This window comes from Pseudanabaena mucicola FACHB-723 (genome assembly GCF_014696385.1).
GTDB lineage: Bacteria > Cyanobacteriota > Cyanobacteriia > Pseudanabaenales > Pseudanabaenaceae > Pseudanabaena.
Map to the genome: position 1 here is coordinate 97,437 of NZ_JACJQB010000009.1, position 21,109 is coordinate 118,545.

A 21,109-nucleotide genomic window follows, 5' to 3' on the forward strand; every position below is an offset into this window, starting at 1 on the left:
CCAAGCATTGTATTAATTATGAAAGTTCGCTTCTGGCTTATATTTTAGTTTTTCAATAGGGTCGATGACTTGCTTTTCTCTTAATCCTAAGGCTGCGATGTATTTGGGAATTGCTTGATCAATAGTGTAATGCATTTCCAGTAAGTGACGTGCATTTGCCCCTAGCTGTTCTTTTACAGTGGCATGGCTCGCTAACCAGCAGATATAGCTAGCTAAACCTTGAGCATCACCATTATTAAAACAGCTTCCACAACTACCTTCTTCTACAAGTTCTCGCAAATAGCTGTCTTCAGGACAGATGACAGCCACAGGTCGTCCTGCCGCCAAGATCCCATACATTTTTGATGGGGCAACAGTATCACCAACATTTGGCAAAATACTAACTAGAGAAAGGTCGCAGGCTGTTAAAGAGAAAGGCAAAACTTCTTTATCTTGGTACGGCAATTGCAAAGCATTTGGTAATTCCCCAGCCTCGATCGCTTCTTTAATAATCTGTGACCCTACACCATTACCGATGAACAAAAACTTGATATCAGTACGTGCTTTTAATAGCTGCGCTGCCTGCAAAATTGTTTGAGTGTCGTGGCAACGTCCTAAATTACCTGAATAAAGGACAACAAAGCTACCCGTCAGATCATATTGTTGAGCAAACCAATTCTCTGACTTGGCGATTGGATAAATTAGTTGAGGATCTGCCCAGCTATGAATTACATGGATTTTATCTTTAAGTTTTGGGCTTTTTTGAATTAAGAGTTGGCGCATTGGCTCACTAAGCACAATCAAGGATTCAGCACGATTCCAAACCTTCAAATTCACAAATTCCCAGAACCTGACAACCCAATGGTTTGCTGGGACTACTTTCAAGCGCACTGCGACTTCAGGATAGATGTCATAGATAATGCAGCTATAGGTATGACTAAATATCTTGTTATAAAACCATCCAATCAAACCTAAAAAAGGTGGCGCAGATGTTAAGACTAGATGAGAACCACGAATATTTTTATGACGTAACTTCACAATGCAACGCATTAAAAAGAGAACACTGCCTAATACTTTGTTACGAATTCGCTTGGGCATCAGATGAATCGAGCCAGTGCGCCGTACATAGACTCCATGACTCATTTCTTCATGCTCCACATCAGTTTGCCTAAATGCGTAGCCAGGCATTCCCGTAAATATGCTTACTTTAAAACCCTCTTGGGATAAACCACTAGCTAAATCATAAACAAACTGACCTGTCGCAGCATAGTCGGGGGGATAGAATTGCGTAACGATGCTAATGCTATTTTTCAAATTATCCTTACCTCATCGCATGTTGTCTATTCGTAAACATGTTGCTTAAACATTTCACTATAATTTCGTTCCCAGTTGATAATGAAATCTTTAATATTGAATTCGTAGGATTATACCCAAGAATTTTTAAATCAACCCTACGGCAGAGAGTGTCCTACAAATGACTCTCGTTTTGCAACATGCGTTTGTATGCTAACCAACCTGATGCGATCGCAATAATGAAGAAACCGACTAAAAATCTCAAATGCAAAATCATGTCTGGATTGCTCAAATCCTTGCTATCACTAGAAAGAGCCGTAAAAGCTTCACTCATGTGATATACAGGATTAAACTGTGTGATTAACAGTAAATCTTTAGATAAAAAAGTGGTTGGGAAAAATGCACCCCCCAAAATCAGTAATGGTACTCCCACACCTGCAACTAGAGAATTAACATCCTCGGCTCTGCGGGCAAATTTAGTCGCAAGGACAAATCCCATCCCCACATAGGAACCAATACTTGCCAAGATCACTAAAATCCCCATAAGCGCAGAACCACTAAAACGAACATTCCAAAATGAGGCAACGGTGTAAATAATCAAGGTTTGTCCCATACCGATCGTAGCATAGGCAAAAAATATACCTAGAAAATATGACACTCCGTTGAGCGGCGCAATCAGTAAACGTTTGATCGTGAGGCTTTCCCGCTCAGACACGATTGTGGACATTGTGCCGCCAAGGCAACTAAAAAAGAGGGCAGCCCCAATTAAGGTTGCTGGTGCAGCTAGTTTAAATGACTCATCAGTAGTGATTTTTGAGCCTTCGGCAAGGACAAAGCCATTGAGCAATAACATCGAGATTGGAAAAATTACCCATAAAAGCAAAGTGCGATAGGTGCGAAACAACTCTAGGAGAATACGTCGTCCGATTGCGATCGCTTCATGGATGTAGTTCATGTGAAATTTTTAGGCGTTGAGGAGTTTGTATGGTAATTATAAGTAGAGTCGGTCTAAAGTGACTTACCATCTTTCATCAATCGCCTAGAGATCTCCGCAAAATTGTGTTAAGTGGCAAAAAGAACCTAAGTAGATACTTAAAACGCATTGTCATCATTGCGATTCTTGTTTACCTTGCGTTTCGATTACGCCAGACTTTGCAATTGCTATTGATAAGTTTGTTTTGGGCAGGGGCAATTACCCCCATTGTCAAAAAATTAGTTGGTTTTAGAGTTAAGTTCAAGCGCTGGGATCTTGGGCTAAATCGTGTAGGCGCAGTTGCCGTACTTTATTTGCTTTTGCTGGTCATCGTCATGTTAGCGATTGCACCTGCACCACAGATTATTCTGGAGTTGGGGCAATTTTTTATTAAATTGCCGAAACTGTTAGAACAGATCCAATTACCTCAAGCCTTATTTAAATTCAGCCCAGATCAACTAAATCGTATTTTAGAAACACAGCCGTTGATCGATCAAGCACAGGACTTTGGCAAAGAAATTGTCAGTCAAACCTTTGTATTTACCTTGCAGTTTGTTAATGCGATTGGCTTTGGCATCTTAAGCATGTTGATTGCAGCTTATATGGTAATTAACTCGGAAAGTTTAATCCGTCGTTGTCTACGACCATTTAAAAAAGAGATTCGGGATGAAGTAGAAACGCTGCTCCCCCCAGTCACTAATTGCTTGGGTGCTTATATGGTGGGGAGATTCGGTACATCTAGTCTGTTAGGATTTTGCACATATTTAATTTTATCGATTTTCTCGATTCCCTTTGCAGGTGCTTTAGGCTTGTTGACTGCGATCGCAAATTTAATTCCTTATATTGGTGGATTAGCAGCACTTGCTGCAATTTTTATTGCCGCTTGGGGCAATAACTTTAACAATAGTGCGATCGCAATTTTTATTTGCTTTACCCTCCAACAGGTCGAAGCCTTTATACTGCAACCTTGGCTAGTTGCACCATATTTAAATCTAGATCCCTTTGAGCTGTTGCTTTCGATTGTGGTGGGGGCGGAACTGTTTGGGATCATTGGCGCAATTATTGCTCCGCCCATCGCAGGCATCGGCAGAATTTGTTTCAATCACTTTAGTGCCAAACCCGCCACACCCGAATAAACTAGTGTTACGAAAAGAGGGTGGCATTGCCACCCTCTTTTCATTTAATCAAGCATTAATAAACCTGAATCCATTCATGGATTTCGTAATCTGTCCAAATCCCATTTTGCCAATAGGGATCAGCCTCAACTAATTGCTTTGCTGCTGCGCGATCACTAGCAACATATACTGCAAATACCTTGGTCACATCTTGGGTTGGTCCCACTGTCAGTAGTTGCCCTGCATCGTGCAGAGATTTTAGATTATCTAAATGGGCTTGACGAAAAGGTACTCGTTTTTCGAGAACATTCTCACAATAGCTACCCCACATTACAAATTTTTTAAGTTCGGTACTCAAGGTTTTGGCAATCTCCCAAATAAGTTAACTAAGTAATTAACAAGTAACTAGGCATAATTAAAACCCAGAGCTAAAACCTGTGGTGCACGCGCAGCGTGCACCACAGGTTTTAAGGTTTTTATATTTAATTGCGCCCAGTTACTTCGTAAAAAGCAAACATACCTCTAAAAGCTCAAAAAAAGAAAGGGATGCTTTAGCATCCCTTTCTTTTTTTGAGCTTAAACATCGCAGATATAATATCTTAGCTAAAAAATAGACGGTCAACGATTAGGGCAACGACCGTAGCAAAGGCAGTTACACCAACAGCAACAAAAATATTTTGACCTTGGCTAACACTAAAACATGCGACAGCACCTGCACCCAAACCTGCGGTCACTGCGGCAACAACAGGATCTTTAGTCGAATTGTTATACATCTTATAAAAATACCGAATATATTTGAAAGGCTTTATTAATGCCCCTAGCCTACAGCAGCAGATCAAGCTGTTGCCTGATTCTCAATAATTCTTCGTGCTATCAACTATTTTTTGTAATATTCGGTTACAAAAAAGGTCGCCGTATGCAATTCCAGTAAGTTGCTAGGAAGATTCTAACTCTATCGTTTGGCTTAAATTGATCCCCGCCCAATCTGGCAAATCCCCATTTATCAGTGATTTTGATCTCAGCCTAGCGAGTACCCGACTTGCCTACCAAAAGTTGTCACCAAATATCTGATAGATTTATATATGTTTACAAAGTCAATTTAATAAAAAATTTTATGAGCTTACTGATCGTTGGCGCGACAGGTACATTAGGTCGTCAAATCACCCGTCACGCACTAGATCGGGGGCTGAAAGTCAAATGTTTTGTGCGTTACCCTAAAAAAGCCAACTTCCTTAGAGAATGGGGTGCAGATTTAGTCGCAGGAAACCTGAATAATCCTGATAGTATCGACGATGCACTAGAAGGGGTTACCGAAGTCATTGACGCAGCCACAACTCGTGCCACTGGATCAATGAGAATTAAAGATGTTGATTGGCTCGGCAAGGTAAATCTAATCCAAGCAGCTGAACGTGCCAAGATTGAGCGCTTTGTCTTTTTCTCGATTCTCAATGCCGAGAAATATCCCAATGTGCCATTAATGGACATAAAGTATTGCACTGAAAAATTTCTTGCCTCTACAGATCTGAAGTACACCATCCTCAAGCCCTGTGGATTTTTCCAAAACTTGATTGGTGAATACGCAATTCCCATCCTTGAAAATCAAACGATCTGGATTGGTGGCGAATCATCACCGATCGCTTACATGAATACTCAAGACATTGCCAAGTTTGCTGTCCGAGCCTTGACCGTTAAAGAAACTGAACGTCAGTCTTTTGCGATCGCAGGTCCTAAAGCATGGCAACCCAGCGAAATCATTAAACTCTGCGAAAGGATGTCAGGTCGTACCCGCAGAACTGCCAACATGCCAATTGGTTTACTCCGCTTTGCTCGCAAGGTAGCACTTGCCTTTGAATTTGGTTGGAGCTTTGCAGAACGCATGACCTACGCCGAAGTCCTTGCTAGTGGCATCCCCCTTGATGCTGACATGACCGAAACTTACAAGATTTTTGGACTAGCCGAAGAAGACATGACCACCTTAGAATCTTACATGCAGGAATACTTTAGCCGTATTCTCAAAAAACTGAAGGAGTTGGACTACAAGGAACCAAAAATCAAAGCTCCTTTCTAAGGATTCGATAAGTACCAACAACTACTATATATTTGAGGGCAAATATTATTGAAATGTAGTTGGCATGTATATTCTGCACAGACGACATTTTAAATTTATTGCTATATTGAAATCTGCATAAGCATCGTTACTAGCTCGTGAAATGCAAAATACAGCAACCAATTAACTAAAAACGACAATACAAACAAACCATGAGCAAATCACCATTAGACGCTTTTTTTATTGGTAGAGCCACTGCTGAAGCTGTAATTGACCGTGTTGAAGACACCTTAACTGAAGCTATCAGTGCATTTGGGAAATTTGATGCTGAACAACGGGAGCATTTGCGGAGCTTTGTCGAAACAATTTTGGAAAAAGCTGAACAGCAAAAGGGTTCTGTTAAAGCCAATGACAATGATATCGATGCTGACGAGCTACAAGAGACCATTGATAATCTCCGTGCTGAAATTGCTCAACTAAAATCTGAGCTACAGCAATATCGAGTCAATAACAACTAACACAATCATATAGACGGCCAAACTTTGACTGTCTATATGATTGCTTCAACTTCTCAGCTCATTAGTCTATAAACAATTCAAGCGTCAGCTAGTTTTGTGCTTGCAAAATTTCGCTAAAATGTTAAGATAATAGACGCTTTAAACTATGTCATTTCGCTAAAGGGATAAACTGTGGCAAACATCAAGTCCGCAAAGAAACGCATTCAGATCGCTGAGCGTAACCGTCTAAGCAATAAATCTTACAAATCAGCCGTTAAGACTCTTATGAAGAGCTACTTGGAAGCAGTTGATGCTTACAAGGCAAATCCTACACCTGAAGCACTTGCAGTAGCTAATGCCAAGCAATCATTGGCATATAGCAAGATTGACCGTGCTGTTAAGCGTGGTGTACTTCACAGTAATACAGGTGCACGTCGTAAGTCTAAGCTCTCTGTTGCTCTTAAAAATGTAACTACTGCTAGCTAATTCCTCAAATTAGACAAGTCAGTTAGTATCTGCATTATCTGTAGCGTCGTTTTCTGGCTAGTAACAAACCCTGTTTGCTTAGTCGTGTCAAAGCATAGGTTTATCTGTATAGATTTGTTACAATTGTTCAGAGAAATAATTTAAGAAGTAATTAGCTTAGGAATACGGCGTTACAACATCTTGTTGACAACCTGAATATTCGGGCAGGTTGCAGAATAATCGCTTCTCCCTACAGTTCATCTCGTCTGCGATCTTGAGATATTCTCAACCTGTCCTGCTCATACCTATGGACTTATCTCCATGTCAACATCAGATAAAGATAGCTTTTTAAATCCCATCTCTAGTTTTAGAGGCGAGTTTTCACCCCAAAACTTAGCCTTTGATGCTAACCTACAAGAGTTCACCAATCGGATATCGATTATTTGTGCCTTAGAGACTGGTGGTAAAATTTCACCAAACGAAGCTTATCAACAAATCAAAGACCTCTGGAAAAAACTAGATGAGTCTAAGGAAAATCTTCTAGGTGGCGATTGAGAGTACCCCTAGAGAGATAAATAGCAACACGATTACCATTTTTCGCTTACTCTCACCATAGACATAAATCGATTAAAAGGTTGTTTACAATCTTTAACATAGGTTTATACTAGAAATAATTAACTTCATTTTGCTGATTTCTCCCATTGCATGACTATCCAAAGCAATCTAATCTTTGGAAGCTGAGGTTTTCATAGAAGAACTCTTTTTAAACCGCTTAAAATTTAGGGCAGAGATGTCCTTCGGCTTTGTTATTGATTGTTTATCGCGTGCGATTGGCAGAATAGGCGAACTGTTCTTAGAACAAATTTGCTGCAAATCTTAGGATCATCATGCCCTCATCTTTTCTTTCTCTCGGTATTTCAGAAGCACGAGTTGCTAAGCTCGAATCTATTGGCTTTACAGAGCCTACAGCGATTCAAGAGCAAGCAATTCCTCAACTACTCGCAGGTGCGGATGTACTCGGTCAAGCACAGACTGGTACTGGTAAAACTGCTGCCTTCGCCTTACCAATTCTTGAACGTTTGGATCTAGATAATGATTCTCTACAAGCGTTAATTTTGACTCCAACTCGCGAACTTGCAATTCAAGTTGGACAAGCTCTGCGTAGCTTTAACACCAAACCTAGTGCAAAAATTCTCACTGTATATGGCGGATCTGACATCAGCCGCCAAATGATTCAACTGGAACGAGGTGTTCATGTTGTAGTTGGTACTCCTGGTCGTGTAATCGACCTAATGGAGCGTGGCAAGCTGAAGCTAGAGAGTCTAGCTTGGTTTGTTTTGGATGAAGCCGACGAAATGCTTAATATGGGCTTCATTCAAGATGTCGAGCGGATCTTGGTAACTACTCCTTCCACCAAACAAAGCACTTTCTTTTCCGCAACTATGCCTCCTGCGGTGAAGCGTTTGGTAAAGAACTTCCTCAAGTCTCCTGTCACTGTTAAGGTAGAGACTCAAGACTCTACGCCTACTCGCATTGATCAACAGATTTATCTAGTTCCTTATCACCTGACTAAAGAAGAAGCTCTATTGCCTGTATTGGAGTATGAAGCTCCTGCTTCTGCAATTATCTTTGTGCGAACTAAGGATTCAGCTAGCCGATTGACGGAAATCCTTCAAGCTTCTGGCCATAGTGTCGATGAGTATCACGGTAATCTTTCCCAATCTCAGAGAGAAGCTCTACTCCGTCGTTTCCGTAATCAGCAAGTGCGTTGGGTTGTGGCAACTGACATTGCGGCGCGTGGTTTGGATATCGATGGTCTGACTCATGTCTTTAACCTTGATATTCCTGATGATCCCGAACGTTATGTTCACCGTATTGGTCGTACTGGTCGTGCTGGTAAGAAGGGAATCGCGATTACTTTGATTTCTGGAAAAGAGCGTTACAAATTGCGTCAATTGGAGCAACAGGTAGGTATGCCATTACCTCCATTGCCTCTTCCTAATGTGGCACAAATTCAGGAACGTCGTATTGGTCGATTCACCGAACAAATGCTACAAGCTCTAGCTGGTGAACGTCTTGCGTCTTTCTTGCCGCTAGTATCTCAGTTGGTTGAGGAATACGATCCTCAAGCAATTGCTGCTGCTGCGTTACAACTGGCTTACACTCAGTTACAGTCTGACAAGGCTGAGCAAGCTGCATTACAGGTCTTAGCTAAGCAACCCCATAGTCCTTCTGGTCGCGATCGCGATCGTGATGGTGCTTACAACAGTGGTAGACCAATTAAGCGTGGTCAGAGTGGCTCTCGCGATGGCGGTGGTCGTTCAGGCGGCGGTGGTCGTTCGGGCGGATATGATTCTCGCCGACCTACTCGTGCAGGGGATCGCTCTTCGGCTCCTGTCAAATACTAGACTTCCATATTCTAGAAGTGTCATGCGAAGCGTGACATTTCTAGAATATAGCCCGATCGCTGGATAGTTCTGAATTAGAACTTAGGCGATAATAATAAATAACTAATCGCAGCCCAAGCAACTGAAAGAGAAGTTCTTAATTGAATTTCTAATCTATTGCTTGGGCTGAATGTTTAATTGCTCTTAATGGTCATTTAATGGTCATATCAAAACATGCAGTCTCTAAATACTTTCTCTAGTCTTGATCATTACCTTCGCAAAAATCTGACTGCGGTTTTTTTGGCTGGTTTGTTTTTCTGGTCAAGTATGGCATCACAGTTACCGACTATCCCTCTTTATATCCGCACCTTAACGCAGTCCTTTGACCAAATTGGGATGGTAATGGGTTCTTTTGCGATCGGTTTATTAGTTTGTCGTTCCTATCTTGGTAAACTCTCTGATCGCAAAGGCAGACGCTACACTATGCGGATTGGATTGGTTGTGGCAGCGATTATTCCCTTGTGCTATGCCTTTTCTCCATCAATTCCGATGTTAATGTTTTTTCGAGCCTTGCATGGGATCAGTATTGCTGCATTTGCCTCTAGCTATAGTGCCTTAGTAGCCGACCTTGCACCCATTGAAAAACGCGGAGAAGTGATTGGCTATATGAGCTTGGTCAATCCATTGGGACTGGCTTTTGGCCCTGCAATTGGGGGATTGATGTATGAGGCTTGGGGCTATCAACTTCTTTTTGTTTCGGCTTCTTTATTAGCATTTGCAGGACTCTTACTTTCTTTTCAAATTGCGACTGAAGGAAATCAGGATGAGCGTCAAGTCGCAACCCCACACCCAAAGAAATTAGGATTTTGGCAAACCTTCTTAAATCCTCGTGTTAGAGTGCCTTCCACAATTCTATTATTGGTGGGACTTGCCTTTGGGACACTCAGTTCTTTTATGCCGATTTTGATGCAGCAAAAAAATATTGGACTGAATGCTGGCTTGTTTTATATGGCGGCAGCATTGTCTGGATTTATTATTCGGTTTCCTGTGGCAAGCCTCAGCGATCAATGGGGACGCGGTATTTTTATTTCGATTGGTGTTTTCTTTTATGCTGTGTCCATGACCCTGATCTATTTTGCCAACCATGACTATACTTTTTTACTGTCGGGAGTAGCAGAAGGTATTGGCGCGGGGATCACTATTCCTGCGATTGTTGCGCTACTTGCCGATCGCACTGTGCCTCAAGAACGGGGTTATGTATTTGGAATGACGTGGATTGGCTTTGATGTGGGCATTGCGATCGCAGGGCCAATTATGGGTAGAATGATTGCCTTTGTGGGGATCACCAATATTTTTGCGATCGCAACAGGACTTTGTGTATTGGGATTAATAATTTTTGGTACACAGTCCAACAAAACTGTGGTTGATTCCTTTAAATTTGCGATCGGTCAGACACCTGATCGCTATGCGGTTAAGCAAAACTCACTTGTTTGTTAAGTTTGCTTTAGCTAATTAGTTCAGCATAGTTACAACCAAAACTTAGAAGCTCGTGTCACACGCTTAGCGTGTGACACGAGCTTCTAAGTTTTAAATTTATTTTGTTTAACATTTCATAAACATTACATTGAAAGTCATAGATATATGATGTTGGTAGTGTGTATCAGCACTTTTATATAGGACTAATACTCAATAAATCAGGGAGGGTTCTATGACCACATCAGAATCAGGATTTCCTCAAAAAGCGGGTCGAGCAGCACAGGTTGGAGCCAGTTTGGTGACAGCAAAAATTGCAGGTAATCTTGCCCTTGCATCGGGAGTAACGATTGCTTTATTGGTGGGAATTGTTTTTTCGCTAGTCACTGCCACAATCTTTATTGTCAACAGCCCCAATCCCCTAATCGGTTTTGGCGTTGCCGTGATTGTGACCGTGTTGATCAATGCGATTATTTTCTTTGTCTCACCTTGGATTATGGATTTAGTCCAAGGCTGGCTCTATCACACTCGATGGGTCAGTCTTGATGAAATTGAGCGACATAGTCCTGAGTCTGCACGTGTAATTCAGCGCGTTTGCAGTCTCAAAAAAATTACACAGCCTCGCTTAGGCATTATTGATGACAATAATCCGACCGCCTTTACCTATGGTGCTTTACCCAATAGCGCCCGTCTGGTAGTAAGTGCAGGTCTATTTAAATATCTAGATGATGATGAAGCAGCAACTGTCTATGCCCACGAGCTTGGACATATCGTCAATTGGGACTTTGCCCTCATGACCGTCGCTTCGACCTTGGTACAAATCACCTATTTACTCTATGTCACCATTCGCGAGATTGGCAAAAAAGTGAATGATGAACGGGCAGAAAACGCAGCCATGGCGACGGCTTTTATTGCCTATATCTTTTACATTATCGGTACATATCTACTGCTTTACCTATCGCGCACTAGAGAATATTTTGCTGATCATTTTGCCGCTGAGCAGACGGGTAATCCCAATGGTTTATCTCGTGCCTTAGTGAAGATTGCCTATGGCATTGTCCAAGAAACAGAGCAATCTAAAGAACCAAGTCGATTACTACAAGGTACTCGCGCTCTTGGTATTTATGACGCAAAAGCAGCAGCTTCTACTGGTACTGCCTATCAAATTTCTTCTTCGCCCGAAAAAGTTGGTCGCCTATTCCTTTGGGATTTGTTCAATCCTTGGGGCTGGTGGATGGAGTTAAATTCGACCCATCCGCTCACAGGTAAGCGTGTTCGCGCTCTCAGTAACTATGCTGAGCAGTTAGGGCTAGCGATGGAATTTGATATGGGTCGTGTGGTTGCTGAAGGTAAACAACTCGACAAGAAACGTCTCTATGGTACTTTCTATCAGGATGTTCTGCTATATGGTGCGGAATTTATCGCCATTGTTATTGGTTTAGCGATCGGGGCAGTTCTGTTTAAAAACATCGGTGGAGTCAAGGCGTTTGTAGCAATGCCACTGCTATTGCTAAGTGTTGTGATGATCTTCAAGCGATCGATCATGTATCCTAGCTCTAAAAATGCACCTGCTAATGATGTGATTACGCTCATGTCTGATGCCTATGCTAGTCCTCTACGTGGTCAACCTGTTCAACTAGAAGGTACTCTCATCGGTAGAGGAGATGCTGGCTATGTATTTGGTTCTGATCTGAAGTTGCAGGACAAAACAGGCATGATGTATTTACTCTATGCTTCTCGTTGGGGTCCTTTGGGTAACTTCTTTTTTGGGATGAAACGTGTAGAAGGTTTGATTGGCACAGAAACTACAGCAAAAGGTTGGTTCCGTCGCGGTGTTGCATCTTGGATGGATTTAGAACTCCTATCAACCAAGAATGGCAACAAAGTTTCTAGTCATCCTGCTTTTTGGGGTTTAGTTTTGTCAATTATCTTTTTGGCGATCGCAGCATTACTATTTGTTGCTGCCTAGTTCCTACTTTTAAGCTTGTACCTCCTGCGTAGCAGGAAGTACAAGCTTTTAAATTAGAAAAAGTTTGCTGTAATCTTAACCACAGCATGACAGCTAGCATTAGGTTCTAATACAGTTAAATACTCTTTAGTATTCAAAGAATTACGAGTTGCACTCCAAGGTTCTAGACAATAGAAGTCTTTGCCCTTCACTGTCCAAAACACCAAATAAGTATAAAAATCATCGTAATCGATCGCAATTTTCAGTTTGCGATCATGATCGGTTACTGAAGTGGATCGGCTCGATAGCTTTCCAAATACAGAGTCAATCTCGTCTTGATCGAAGTTGAACTTGCCATCAAAATCAAAACTTTCCTTCGTGCGATTATCTTCATATCTAGTTGCAGGAATATCAACGGCAATCTGATTTTTGTCACTACAGAGAAAATAGGGATGGAATCCAGCCGAGAAAGGCATCGGGGTCGATGATAAATTCTTGTACTCTTGGCGAATTTCTAGGGTGTTTCCGCGCAAAGCGTAGGTAAACGACAAATGAAAATCAAAGGGATAGACTGCTTTGGTTGGCCCATTGCTAGTTAATTCCACCGTCAGGCTTGCTTCACCATTCTCGCTTTGAGATGTTGCCTGCCAAGGTAATTCACGGGCAAAACCATGTTGTTTGATTTGATGTGTTTTACCATCAATGCTGTAGGTATCGTTGGGTAAATTACCACAGAGTGGAAATAAAATGGGATTGCCGCCTCTCACACTCAGCTCAGGATGGGCGAAGCGCTCGGTATCCAGATAAAAGACCTCTTGATTATTAATTTTCCAGCTTGTGACAATGCCACCCCGTTCTGGCACAACCTCTATTTGTGAGTTGCTGCTGCCATCGGAAAGGGTAAAGGTGTTGTATTGCTTTTGTTGAGAAGAAACTTTATACACAAATTTAGCTCTGTAACATTTAAGAAATAATTATATCGCGAAGCCATTTACTTATGCCGAGCCACTTATTCAATTTAAAACTTGCAAGGACCGTTTTTGCGATCGGGGCAGATTGTTTTATTATCTGTGCGCGGAGCCTTATTAGCGTCAAAAACGATACCACTTACATTTGCACCAGTTAACTTTGCCCCATTCCAATTCACGCCATTGACCTGACTAGAGGAAAGATTTGCACCACTCAAATCCACCCTAGTCATATCCGTGTAGTTTAACCTTGCTCCAGACAAATTCGCTCTTCTCAGATTCGCTGAATTGAGATTTAAACCCGATAAATTCTGCTTTGAGAGGTTGCGTCCTTCCTTAGGTTGGTTAACAATCTGCCAAGCTAATAAAACCGTCGGACTCAATTTGGTAGCATTTTCCTTACCTTGAGTACCAATTTTAGTACCTGTAAGATTCGCCCCTTCCATCTTTGCTGTTACTAGATTAGAGCGCTCTAAATTCGCGCCCGAAAGATCAGCAAGATTCATTTGAGCATTTTTAAATTCTGAGCGAACAACACTGGCATTAATCAGCCTAGTTCTACTGAGATTGGCATCAGTAAAATTCACCCCATCCAGTTTCGCATCTTGAAGATTTGCGCTAACAAGGTTGGCTTTTTCCATTTTTGCACCAACAAGGTTGGCTTTACTAAAGTCAACGTTTTCCAGATTTGCACCAGAAAAATCAGCATTGCTAAAATTTTTGCCACTAGCATTTTTGAAAACGCCCCATCTTAATCCCATGTTAAAAATTGGTTCATTTGCGAGACTAAAGATAATTGCAACGATCCCTATTACCCCTAGTCCGATCACAGGGATTTTGAGATAATCTTGCCATATAGTTTCTAAACTGAGTGGTGGTAAAACAGAAGTTTTGAATTTCTTGATCTTTTCTGCTGTTGTGGGTTTTGCCTCGACTCGGCTGTCATCAGAATAATAGGCACTTGCAGCAATGCGCTCGAATTCTACTTGAGCAAGCTGATCATTATTCAGAGAATTATTAATTTTGGGGATTGGTTGCTGTTGAGGAGGGCTTTGTTTAACTGCTGGCGGGACGGGAGGACGGATAGGAGCATCAATATTGTCTTTCCATTTAGGTGCTTCAGGAGTTCTGTCTAGCTTTCCTGAACTGATAATAGTCGTGATGCTATCAGAAAGATTGGTACTATCCAGTAATTCTGACCAGTCATTACTATCATCATGTTCTTCCAAACCTATTGAATTTAAATCAGGGATACTATCTCTTAATTTTGGAGCATTTCCAGCAGGTCGGGGCTTTTGAGGAATAGCTGCCTCCATAGGATTTCTCGATTGAGGCGGAACGCCCATCGGTATTGGCATCGACTTTGGTGGAAGTGGTGCATTTCTGGGGAGCGCAGGCGGCATTGCCATAGGGGATGGTTTGACAGCCTGTGGAGCTGATTGTTTTGGAGATTCGCGTTTTGGGGGTAATGGTGGGATGAAAGGCAAGGGTGGTGGATTGTTGATCTGAGGTTCATTAGCTTGTTGAAAAGCTTCAGCATTCTTTTGAAGATCAAAACTGGATACGTTTGGAGTTTTGAGATTATTGAGAGGATTCAAACTAGTAGATAGAGAAGAGGGAATAAACTCATCAAAATCATCAAAATGGGAACTTGGATCATCTAGTTCAAAGTCGTCTAGGAAATCACTACCCATATCTAAATCGAAGCTTGAGGTAGAGGTTGGTTCATTAGGAGAAATTGAAAATTCTGAGTCTATACCATCAATGTCATTACTCACCACCTGCTCTTTTTCAAGTAATGTATCAATATCTGTAGTGCTATTACTAGCCAATGGTTGAATAAAGGTATTGTCATTCAGTAATTCGTTGACCAAAATTTCATCATCTATGCCAACTTCATAACTGTCATTGAGAAGAGCATCGCTGGGAGCTTGAGTGAGAGTATGAGTTAGATTAATAGAATTATCGAATTTCTCTATTTCACTATCTATTTCACTAACCGCTACTTTCTCTGCTTCTAGCTCATTGTCTTTATTTAGCAAGTTGTTGAGTCCAGTAGTGATCTGCGAAGTTGAAGACTCTAGCATGTTGCCAGCTATAAAAGCACTATCATCAAACTGCTCTAAGTCAAAATTATCTACTAAAAAACTTCCTAAATCTTGATTAGTTTCAGAACTGTCAGATGATTTAGATGATGTAATTTCATCCCATTCGGAAAGATCTAAATCATTAATTGAAGTATCTAGAATATTAAGGTCATGATCTATCTCAAAATTATCGAGTATAGGTGGAGTGTTGTGAGTCTCAATGCTAGCCAATTTTTCTGGGATGGGTTTGGGAATAGATTGAGGATCTTGAGCAACATCATCTAAATCTAGAGATGCTGATTCTACATCTGATCCTAAAAATGTCGGCTTGTCCTTATCCCATTCCATATCATCGGAGAGCATGTCACTATCCCAGTCCATATCATTGGGAATTATGTCACTGGTAAGTGGATTTGCGATCGCAACATGCTCCCAATCCATATCATTAGTAGTTAAATCAGATACAACTGACTCTGGGGATAGAGGATCAAAATCTTTGTTTTCTAACGGAGTAGATAGATCTAAATCTGCACTAGAATCTATGCTAAGGGGAATATCCCACATAGCATCGTCAATTGGATAATCATCGGGCTGACTCCAATCATTGGCAAATACATTATCCACAGAGTCATGCAGCTCTTTGGTATCTATGGATGGCGATTCGGTTGACCAAAATTCTTCGTCGTTGTTATGGTGATCACTATCTATTTCATCTAGTGCCGCATTGGCATTAAGTAACAGATCTGCATCAAGGTTGTTAAACGTATCATCAGCTTCTTCTCTGGGCATTTCTAGCAAATCTTGAGGCAAATCGGCAGCTATTGACTCTCCATTATCCCAATCATCGAGATTTATAAAGTTATCATTTACTTCCCTCGAAATTACCTCGCTAGTAGGTGAAATATCAAGGTTTACATCATGATCTAGCTCATTGTCTAATAATTGAGATAGCTCTCGAATTTTGATTTCTGTGTCATCAATATTGCCTTGCAATTGGTCAATGTCAAATTCTTCGACATCACCAAAATCTAAGGACTCCAAAGAGTCTATATTATTGAAGCTCGATAGACTGAGCAAGTCTAGTCCATCTAAATTTAAATCATCGTTATCTTCATCATTGTTATAGATAGATGACGGTGAGATTGGTTGAGAGACGGATGAAGTACCTGAAGTGTTTGCCCTACCTGTAATTTTTGAATCATCAATTTTAGATTTGAGATCGCTGACAATCAGCCAATCAATATCATCAAAGCTAGTGGTAGTATCTTCTTGATGGCTCTTGATCGGCTTGCCACTAGAATATGTCTGGACTGGTGGTGATAGATCAAGAGATTTTAGCCAGTCTAAATTGTCATCAGCAGAGGGATTTTCATTAGCAACATCAGGCATGACTTTTTTGGGGTCTGGCTCATTCATACCCTGACCTTTTGGTGATGTGTTATTGTTGAAAGCCATGACTCCATCCTCGACGTTAGCGTTGGGCTTGCACCACTCAGCAATTTCTATGTTGCTTTAGCTGATAGTCTAGCAAGAAAATTCGCCTAATTTCAATAAAACATTAATGCGAAACAGCCATGCCTATTTTAGGTCAATCCTCATAGTAGGTTGCTATCAATTATTTTCTAATTAAGCAGTTCAGCGTAGTTAAAAAATTAAATAAAAAGAGATGCAAAGCATCCCTTTTTATTCTAGGACTTATGCAAAAGAACAAAGTGTAAGTGCAATTTATGAATTGCGCTTACAACTAAATGCAAGCTGCAATACATTTTGGGAGCTGCACTAACCCATTTAGTATTCACAATACAACTAGTTTTTTATTCTTCTGTGACATCCTCAGTTTCTACTACAGATTCTTCTGTTACTGCTGCTATGTCAGAAGTAACAGAAGAATCATTTTGATCTTCTAGATCTTCACTCTCTTCTTCGAGGGCAGGAGGCACTAGAGTTGCGCCCACAATTGCATCGGATGTATCCAGCTTTTGTAAGCGGACACCTCTAGCAGTACGGGACTGACAAGCAATTGCATCGGTAGACTGACGCATAACGATGCCACGACTGGTGACAATCATTAGTTCGTTATTTTCGTCAACTAAACAGAGCGAAGCAAGTTGATCCTGTCCAGTTTTAAATTTGGTGACGCGCAAACCTTTACCTGCACGTTTTTGGATACGGAATTGGCTGACTGGAACTCTCTTACCATATCCGCCTCTGGTCACGACTAGTACCCAAGGGCCTTGAGCTTTTTCATTCTCAGCCTCGGTAGTCTCAGCTTCGAGATTCTCATCTTCATTGACAGTTACGGTCAAATCAATATCTTCTTCAGAACCTTCAACCTCCTCGATTTCAGCTAAGCCTGCGGGGAGAATATCCATACTCACGATTTCGTCATCGCCTGTCAAACGCATAGACCTTACGCCACGAGTATCACGACCCATCGGGCGCAACTGCTCATGGTCAGTACGGAAGCGAATTGACATGCCTTGACGTGAACCGACGATAATTGTGTTATCGGCTTTAGCACGACGTACCCAACGCAGCAAATCACCTTCTTCTAAGGCGATCGCAATTAGACCATTGGAACGAATATTGGCAAAAGCTGGTAACTTCGTTTTTTTGATATAGCCACCAGCCGTGAGCATGACCAGATATTCATCTTCGCTAAACTCGCTGATTGGCAAAACTGTGGTAATTTTTTCGCCAGATGCAATCGGCAATAGTTGCACCACGGCTGTGCCACGGGCGGCACGACCTGATTCAGGAACTTCGTAGGCCTTGACTCCATAGACCTTACCGCGATCGGTAAAGAAGAGAACTTTGTCATGACTGCGACAGGCAAAGAAATGGGCGATCGCATCGTCATCCTTGACATTGGCGCTAGCTTTGCCGCGTGTAGCGCGATGTTGAGCGGTGAAAGTATCCACAGGCATTCGTTTCACATAGCCTTGCTCCGTCACCATCACAATCGTTTCGCGATTGGCAATCAAATCGGCAGTATCAATATCACCTTCATTGGGCAGAATGCGAGAGCGGCGAGGTGTTGTAAATTCAGCTTTGATTGCTTCCAATTCTTCACGGGTAATCGTGAGAATGCGATCGCGATTTGCGAGAATATGTTGTAAATCCGCAATCTTCTCAACTAACTGATTATGCTCATCGTGAATCTTATCAGCATCCTGAGCCGTCAAACGACGTAACTGCATCGCTAAAATTGCATCGGCTTGAGCTTCTGAAAGTCCATAGTTCTCAATCAAGCCCGCTTTCGCAGAACTACTATCATCGGCTCCACGAATCAGTGCAATGACTGCATCTAAATGATTGAGCGCAATTAATAGACCTTGTAATAGATGATCACGTTCTTCGGCTTTACGTAATTCGTACTGAGTACGGCGTGTAATTACTTCGTAACGGAAATCTAGGAATACTTGCAAGGCATGACGCAACGTTAGCGTAATCGGTTCGCCATCTACCAGTGCTAACATATTGCAACTGAAGTTCGATTGTAGAGGCGTGGATTTGTAAAGATTATTCAGCACTACTTTTGGATAGGCATCGCGTTTTAATTCGATGACTAAACGCATCCCATCGCGATCGCTTTCATCACGAATATCGGAAATGCCATCAATTTTCTTCTCATTGACCATTTCCGCAATGCGTTCGATCAGTGCCGCCTTATTGGTTTGGTAAGGCATTTCGGTGATGATAATCGCCTCACGATCCTGCCGTCCAGAAGCGGAAATCGTCTCAAAGCTTGCCACTGCTCGCATGGTCACGGAGCCGCGTCCCGTCGTATAGGTTTCACGAGCGCCATCGGTTCCTAAGATCAAAGCACCTGTAGGGAAGTCGGGACCTGGAATATATTGCATCAATTCCAAATCCGTGAGATTCGGATCGGCAATTAGAGCCACTAAACCATCCACTAACTCGCCCAAATTGTGCGGAGGAATATTGGTCGCCATCCCCACGGCAATCCCTGAAGAACCATTCAACAATAATTGGGGAATTCTGGCTGGTAATACTAGCGGCTCCTGTTGTGAGCCATCATAGTTATCGCCAAAGTTAACCGTATCACGCTCGATATCCTGAATTAGCCCAAATTGCGAAATCCGAGTCAACCGACATTCGGTATATCGCATGGCGGCGGCGGGATCGTTATCGACAGAACCAAAGTTACCGTGACCATCGACCATGCGATCGCGCATCGAAAAGTCTTGCGCCATCCGTACCAATGCTTCATACACGGCGGTGTCACCGTGCGGGTGATATTTACCGATTACGTCACCGACCACACGGGCGCATTTCCGAAACGGGCGATCGGCGGTCATGCCCAATTCGTGCATAGCGTAGAGAATGCGACGATGTACAGGCTTGAGTCCATCACGGGCATCGGGCAGGGCGCGACCGACGATCACGCTCATGGCATATTCCAGATACGATCGCGACATTTCGCCGCGTAGGTCTGTTGGAATAATCCGATCTTCTAAGATATCAGTCATACGGCTACTCAAATTCTCCTTGCATTGCTTGGCAGTGCTTGCCCCGTGTGATATAGGCAATTCTTACTAAGTGTCTTACTATTATAAAGCTTTGCGGGGTTTTCAAGGGGGTTTTTAGTATGCCATCTAGACCATCAGATGAAAAATTAATGTTAAAATATGACGCTAATACAACTCGTTAGGCTTTGAGTATGTCGAGATTGCTGGTTACACAGTATCAAGCGGAGGTTGAAAAAATTATTCGCTATGGTGGCTCAAAAAAAGAAACCAGCATTCGCAATGCTTTTGAACGCTTACTAAATGATTATTGTAAGCCTCGCAATTATTTACTGGTTCCTGAATTAGACTTTAAGACTAAGTTCAATACGACGGTTTTTCCTGATGGCACGATTAAGGATGCGATTAGGTTGGAGCATGGGTGGTGGGAGAGTAAGGATGAATACGACAAACTAGATTTAGAAATTGAGAAGAAGTTTGAGAAGGGTTATCCCGATGAAAATATTTTGTTTGAGGATTCTCAGAATGCGGTTTTAATCCAGAATAGCCGTGAGGTTGGGCGGGTGGCGATGCGGGATGCGGATGCACTCGATCGCCTGCTCAACATATTTGTTGATTACGAACGTCCAGAGGTGCGAGACTTTCGGGCTGCCATTACCAAGTTTAAGGAAGATATTCCTAGTATTCTCAATAAGTTGCGCGAGACGATTCAAGCTGCGGAGAAGGAAAATCAACAATTTCGCGATCGCAGGAATGCATTTTTAGAGGTATGTCGGCAGTCGATTAATCCTGAGATTGAGATTTTTGATGTGCATGAGATGTTGATTCAGCACATTCTTACTGAGGATATTTTTACAAATATTTTCCATGAGTCACAGTTTCATCGGGAGAATAATATTGCGCGTGAGTTGTCGGCGATGATCGATACGTTTTTTACGGGGACGACGCGCCGCAATACGTTGAAGAGTATTGAGTATTACTATGCGGTGATTCGTCGTAGTTCAGAGAATATTGCGAATCATCATGAGAAGCAGAAGTTCCTCAAGGCTCTCTATGAGAATTTCTACAAGGCTTATAACCCCAAGGCGGCGGATCGGTTGGGAATTGTGTATACGCCGAATGAGATTGTGCGGTTTATGATCGAGAGTGCGGATCATTTGGTGCATAAGCATTTTGGCAAGTTGCTATCGGATGAGGGGGTGGAGATTCTCGATCCTTGTACGGGAACGGGAACCTATGTGACGGAGTTGATTGAGTATTTGCCAGCGCATAAGTTGGAGCATAAGTATAGAACCCATTTGGTATCTTAGGAAGAGTAATGAAAGGGATCAAACATGGGATATAGCAGTAGCCTAAGCGATAAAGAGTGGGAGATTATTGAACCTCT

At 42.1% G+C, this 21,109-nt stretch carries 15 protein-coding genes and 1 pseudogene; 9 read left to right on the plus strand and 7 right to left on the minus strand.

Going from position 1 to position 21,109, the window contains the following annotated elements:
- Window positions 1-12: 12 nt before the first annotated feature.
- Both H6F41_RS07090 and H6F41_RS07095 read right to left on the minus strand, forming a co-directional pair.
- A complete protein-coding gene (locus H6F41_RS07090; protein ID WP_190402769.1) occupies window positions 13-1,293 on the minus strand; it encodes a glycosyltransferase family 4 protein in 1,281 nt (426 codons plus the stop codon).
- 154 nt (window positions 1,294-1,447) lie between these two features.
- Entirely contained in the window at window positions 1,448-2,227 is a 780-nt protein-coding gene (locus tag H6F41_RS07095) for an ABC transporter permease (RefSeq protein ID WP_190402770.1), read from the minus strand.
- Between the two features lie 104 nt (window positions 2,228-2,331).
- Between H6F41_RS07095 and H6F41_RS07100 the strand changes: the two genes are divergently transcribed.
- The gene (locus tag H6F41_RS07100) at window positions 2,332-3,381 is read left to right on the plus strand and encodes an AI-2E family transporter (protein ID WP_190402771.1); all 1,050 of its coding nucleotides are present in this window, start codon (window positions 2,332-2,334) and stop codon (window positions 3,379-3,381) included.
- 55 nt (window positions 3,382-3,436) lie between these two features.
- Here H6F41_RS07100 and H6F41_RS07105 read toward each other — a convergent pair whose 3' ends face one another.
- Together H6F41_RS07105 and H6F41_RS07110 are read right to left on the minus strand one after the other, a co-directional pair.
- Window positions 3,437-3,691 (minus strand): YciI family protein, encoded by a 255-nt coding sequence (locus H6F41_RS07105; RefSeq protein WP_190402788.1) that lies wholly within the window; start codon window positions 3,689-3,691, stop codon window positions 3,437-3,439.
- A 268-nt stretch (window positions 3,692-3,959) separates the two neighbouring features.
- The gene (locus H6F41_RS07110) at window positions 3,960-4,133 is read right to left on the minus strand and encodes a hypothetical protein (protein WP_190402772.1); all 174 of its coding nucleotides are present in this window, start codon (window positions 4,131-4,133) and stop codon (window positions 3,960-3,962) included.
- A gap of 341 nt (window positions 4,134-4,474) precedes the next feature.
- Between H6F41_RS07110 and H6F41_RS07115 the strand changes: the two genes are divergently transcribed.
- The 7 genes from H6F41_RS07115 to H6F41_RS07145 all read left to right on the plus strand — a co-directional run bounded on the left by H6F41_RS07115 (window position 4,475) and on the right by H6F41_RS07145 (window position 12,198).
- A complete protein-coding gene (locus H6F41_RS07115) occupies window positions 4,475-5,428 on the plus strand; it encodes an NmrA family NAD(P)-binding protein (protein WP_190402773.1) in 954 nt (317 codons plus the stop codon).
- Between the two features lie 191 nt (window positions 5,429-5,619).
- Window positions 5,620-5,925 (plus strand): DUF6825 family protein, encoded by a 306-nt coding sequence (locus tag H6F41_RS07120; RefSeq protein WP_190402774.1) that lies wholly within the window; start codon window positions 5,620-5,622, stop codon window positions 5,923-5,925.
- A 171-nt stretch (window positions 5,926-6,096) separates the two neighbouring features.
- Window positions 6,097-6,390: a 30S ribosomal protein S20 gene (rpsT, locus tag H6F41_RS07125; RefSeq protein ID WP_190402775.1), complete on the plus strand. Its 294-nt coding sequence runs from the start codon at window positions 6,097-6,099 to the stop codon at window positions 6,388-6,390.
- Window positions 6,391-6,690: 300 nt separating this feature from the next.
- Window positions 6,691-6,924, plus strand: a complete 234-nt coding sequence (locus H6F41_RS07130; RefSeq protein WP_190402776.1) for a DUF7219 family protein — start codon at window positions 6,691-6,693, stop codon at window positions 6,922-6,924.
- A 332-nt stretch (window positions 6,925-7,256) separates the two neighbouring features.
- The gene (locus H6F41_RS07135) at window positions 7,257-8,777 is read left to right on the plus strand and encodes a DEAD/DEAH box helicase (RefSeq protein ID WP_190402777.1); all 1,521 of its coding nucleotides are present in this window, start codon (window positions 7,257-7,259) and stop codon (window positions 8,775-8,777) included.
- Window positions 8,778-8,990: 213 nt separating this feature from the next.
- Complete coding sequence (locus tag H6F41_RS07140) at window positions 8,991-10,253, plus strand: MFS transporter (protein ID WP_190402778.1); 1,263 nt, start codon at window positions 8,991-8,993, stop codon at window positions 10,251-10,253.
- Between the two features lie 211 nt (window positions 10,254-10,464).
- Complete coding sequence (locus tag H6F41_RS07145; protein ID WP_190402779.1) at window positions 10,465-12,198, plus strand: zinc metalloprotease HtpX; 1,734 nt, start codon at window positions 10,465-10,467, stop codon at window positions 12,196-12,198.
- 53 nt (window positions 12,199-12,251) lie between these two features.
- Here the strand turns inward: H6F41_RS07145 and H6F41_RS07150 are convergent, their stop codons facing one another.
- The 3 genes from H6F41_RS07150 to gyrA all read right to left on the minus strand — a co-directional run bounded on the left by H6F41_RS07150 (window position 12,252) and on the right by gyrA (window position 19,725).
- Complete coding sequence (locus H6F41_RS07150) at window positions 12,252-13,121, minus strand: aldose epimerase family protein (RefSeq protein WP_190402780.1); 870 nt, start codon at window positions 13,119-13,121, stop codon at window positions 12,252-12,254.
- Between the two features lie 74 nt (window positions 13,122-13,195).
- Window positions 13,196-16,687 (minus strand): pentapeptide repeat-containing protein, encoded by a 3,492-nt coding sequence (locus H6F41_RS07155; RefSeq protein WP_190402781.1) that lies wholly within the window; start codon window positions 16,685-16,687, stop codon window positions 13,196-13,198.
- Between the two features lie 359 nt (window positions 16,688-17,046).
- Window positions 17,047-19,725, minus strand: coding sequence for a DNA gyrase subunit A (gene gyrA, locus H6F41_RS07160; RefSeq protein WP_190402782.1), 2,679 nt, complete (start codon window positions 19,723-19,725; stop codon window positions 17,047-17,049).
- Window positions 19,726-19,916: 191 nt separating this feature from the next.
- Between gyrA and H6F41_RS07165 the strand changes: the two are divergent.
- Window positions 19,917-21,014 (plus strand): annotated as a pseudogene (locus H6F41_RS07165) (N-6 DNA methylase); the annotation flags it as partial.
- Between the last annotated feature and the right edge of the window lie 95 nt (window positions 21,015-21,109).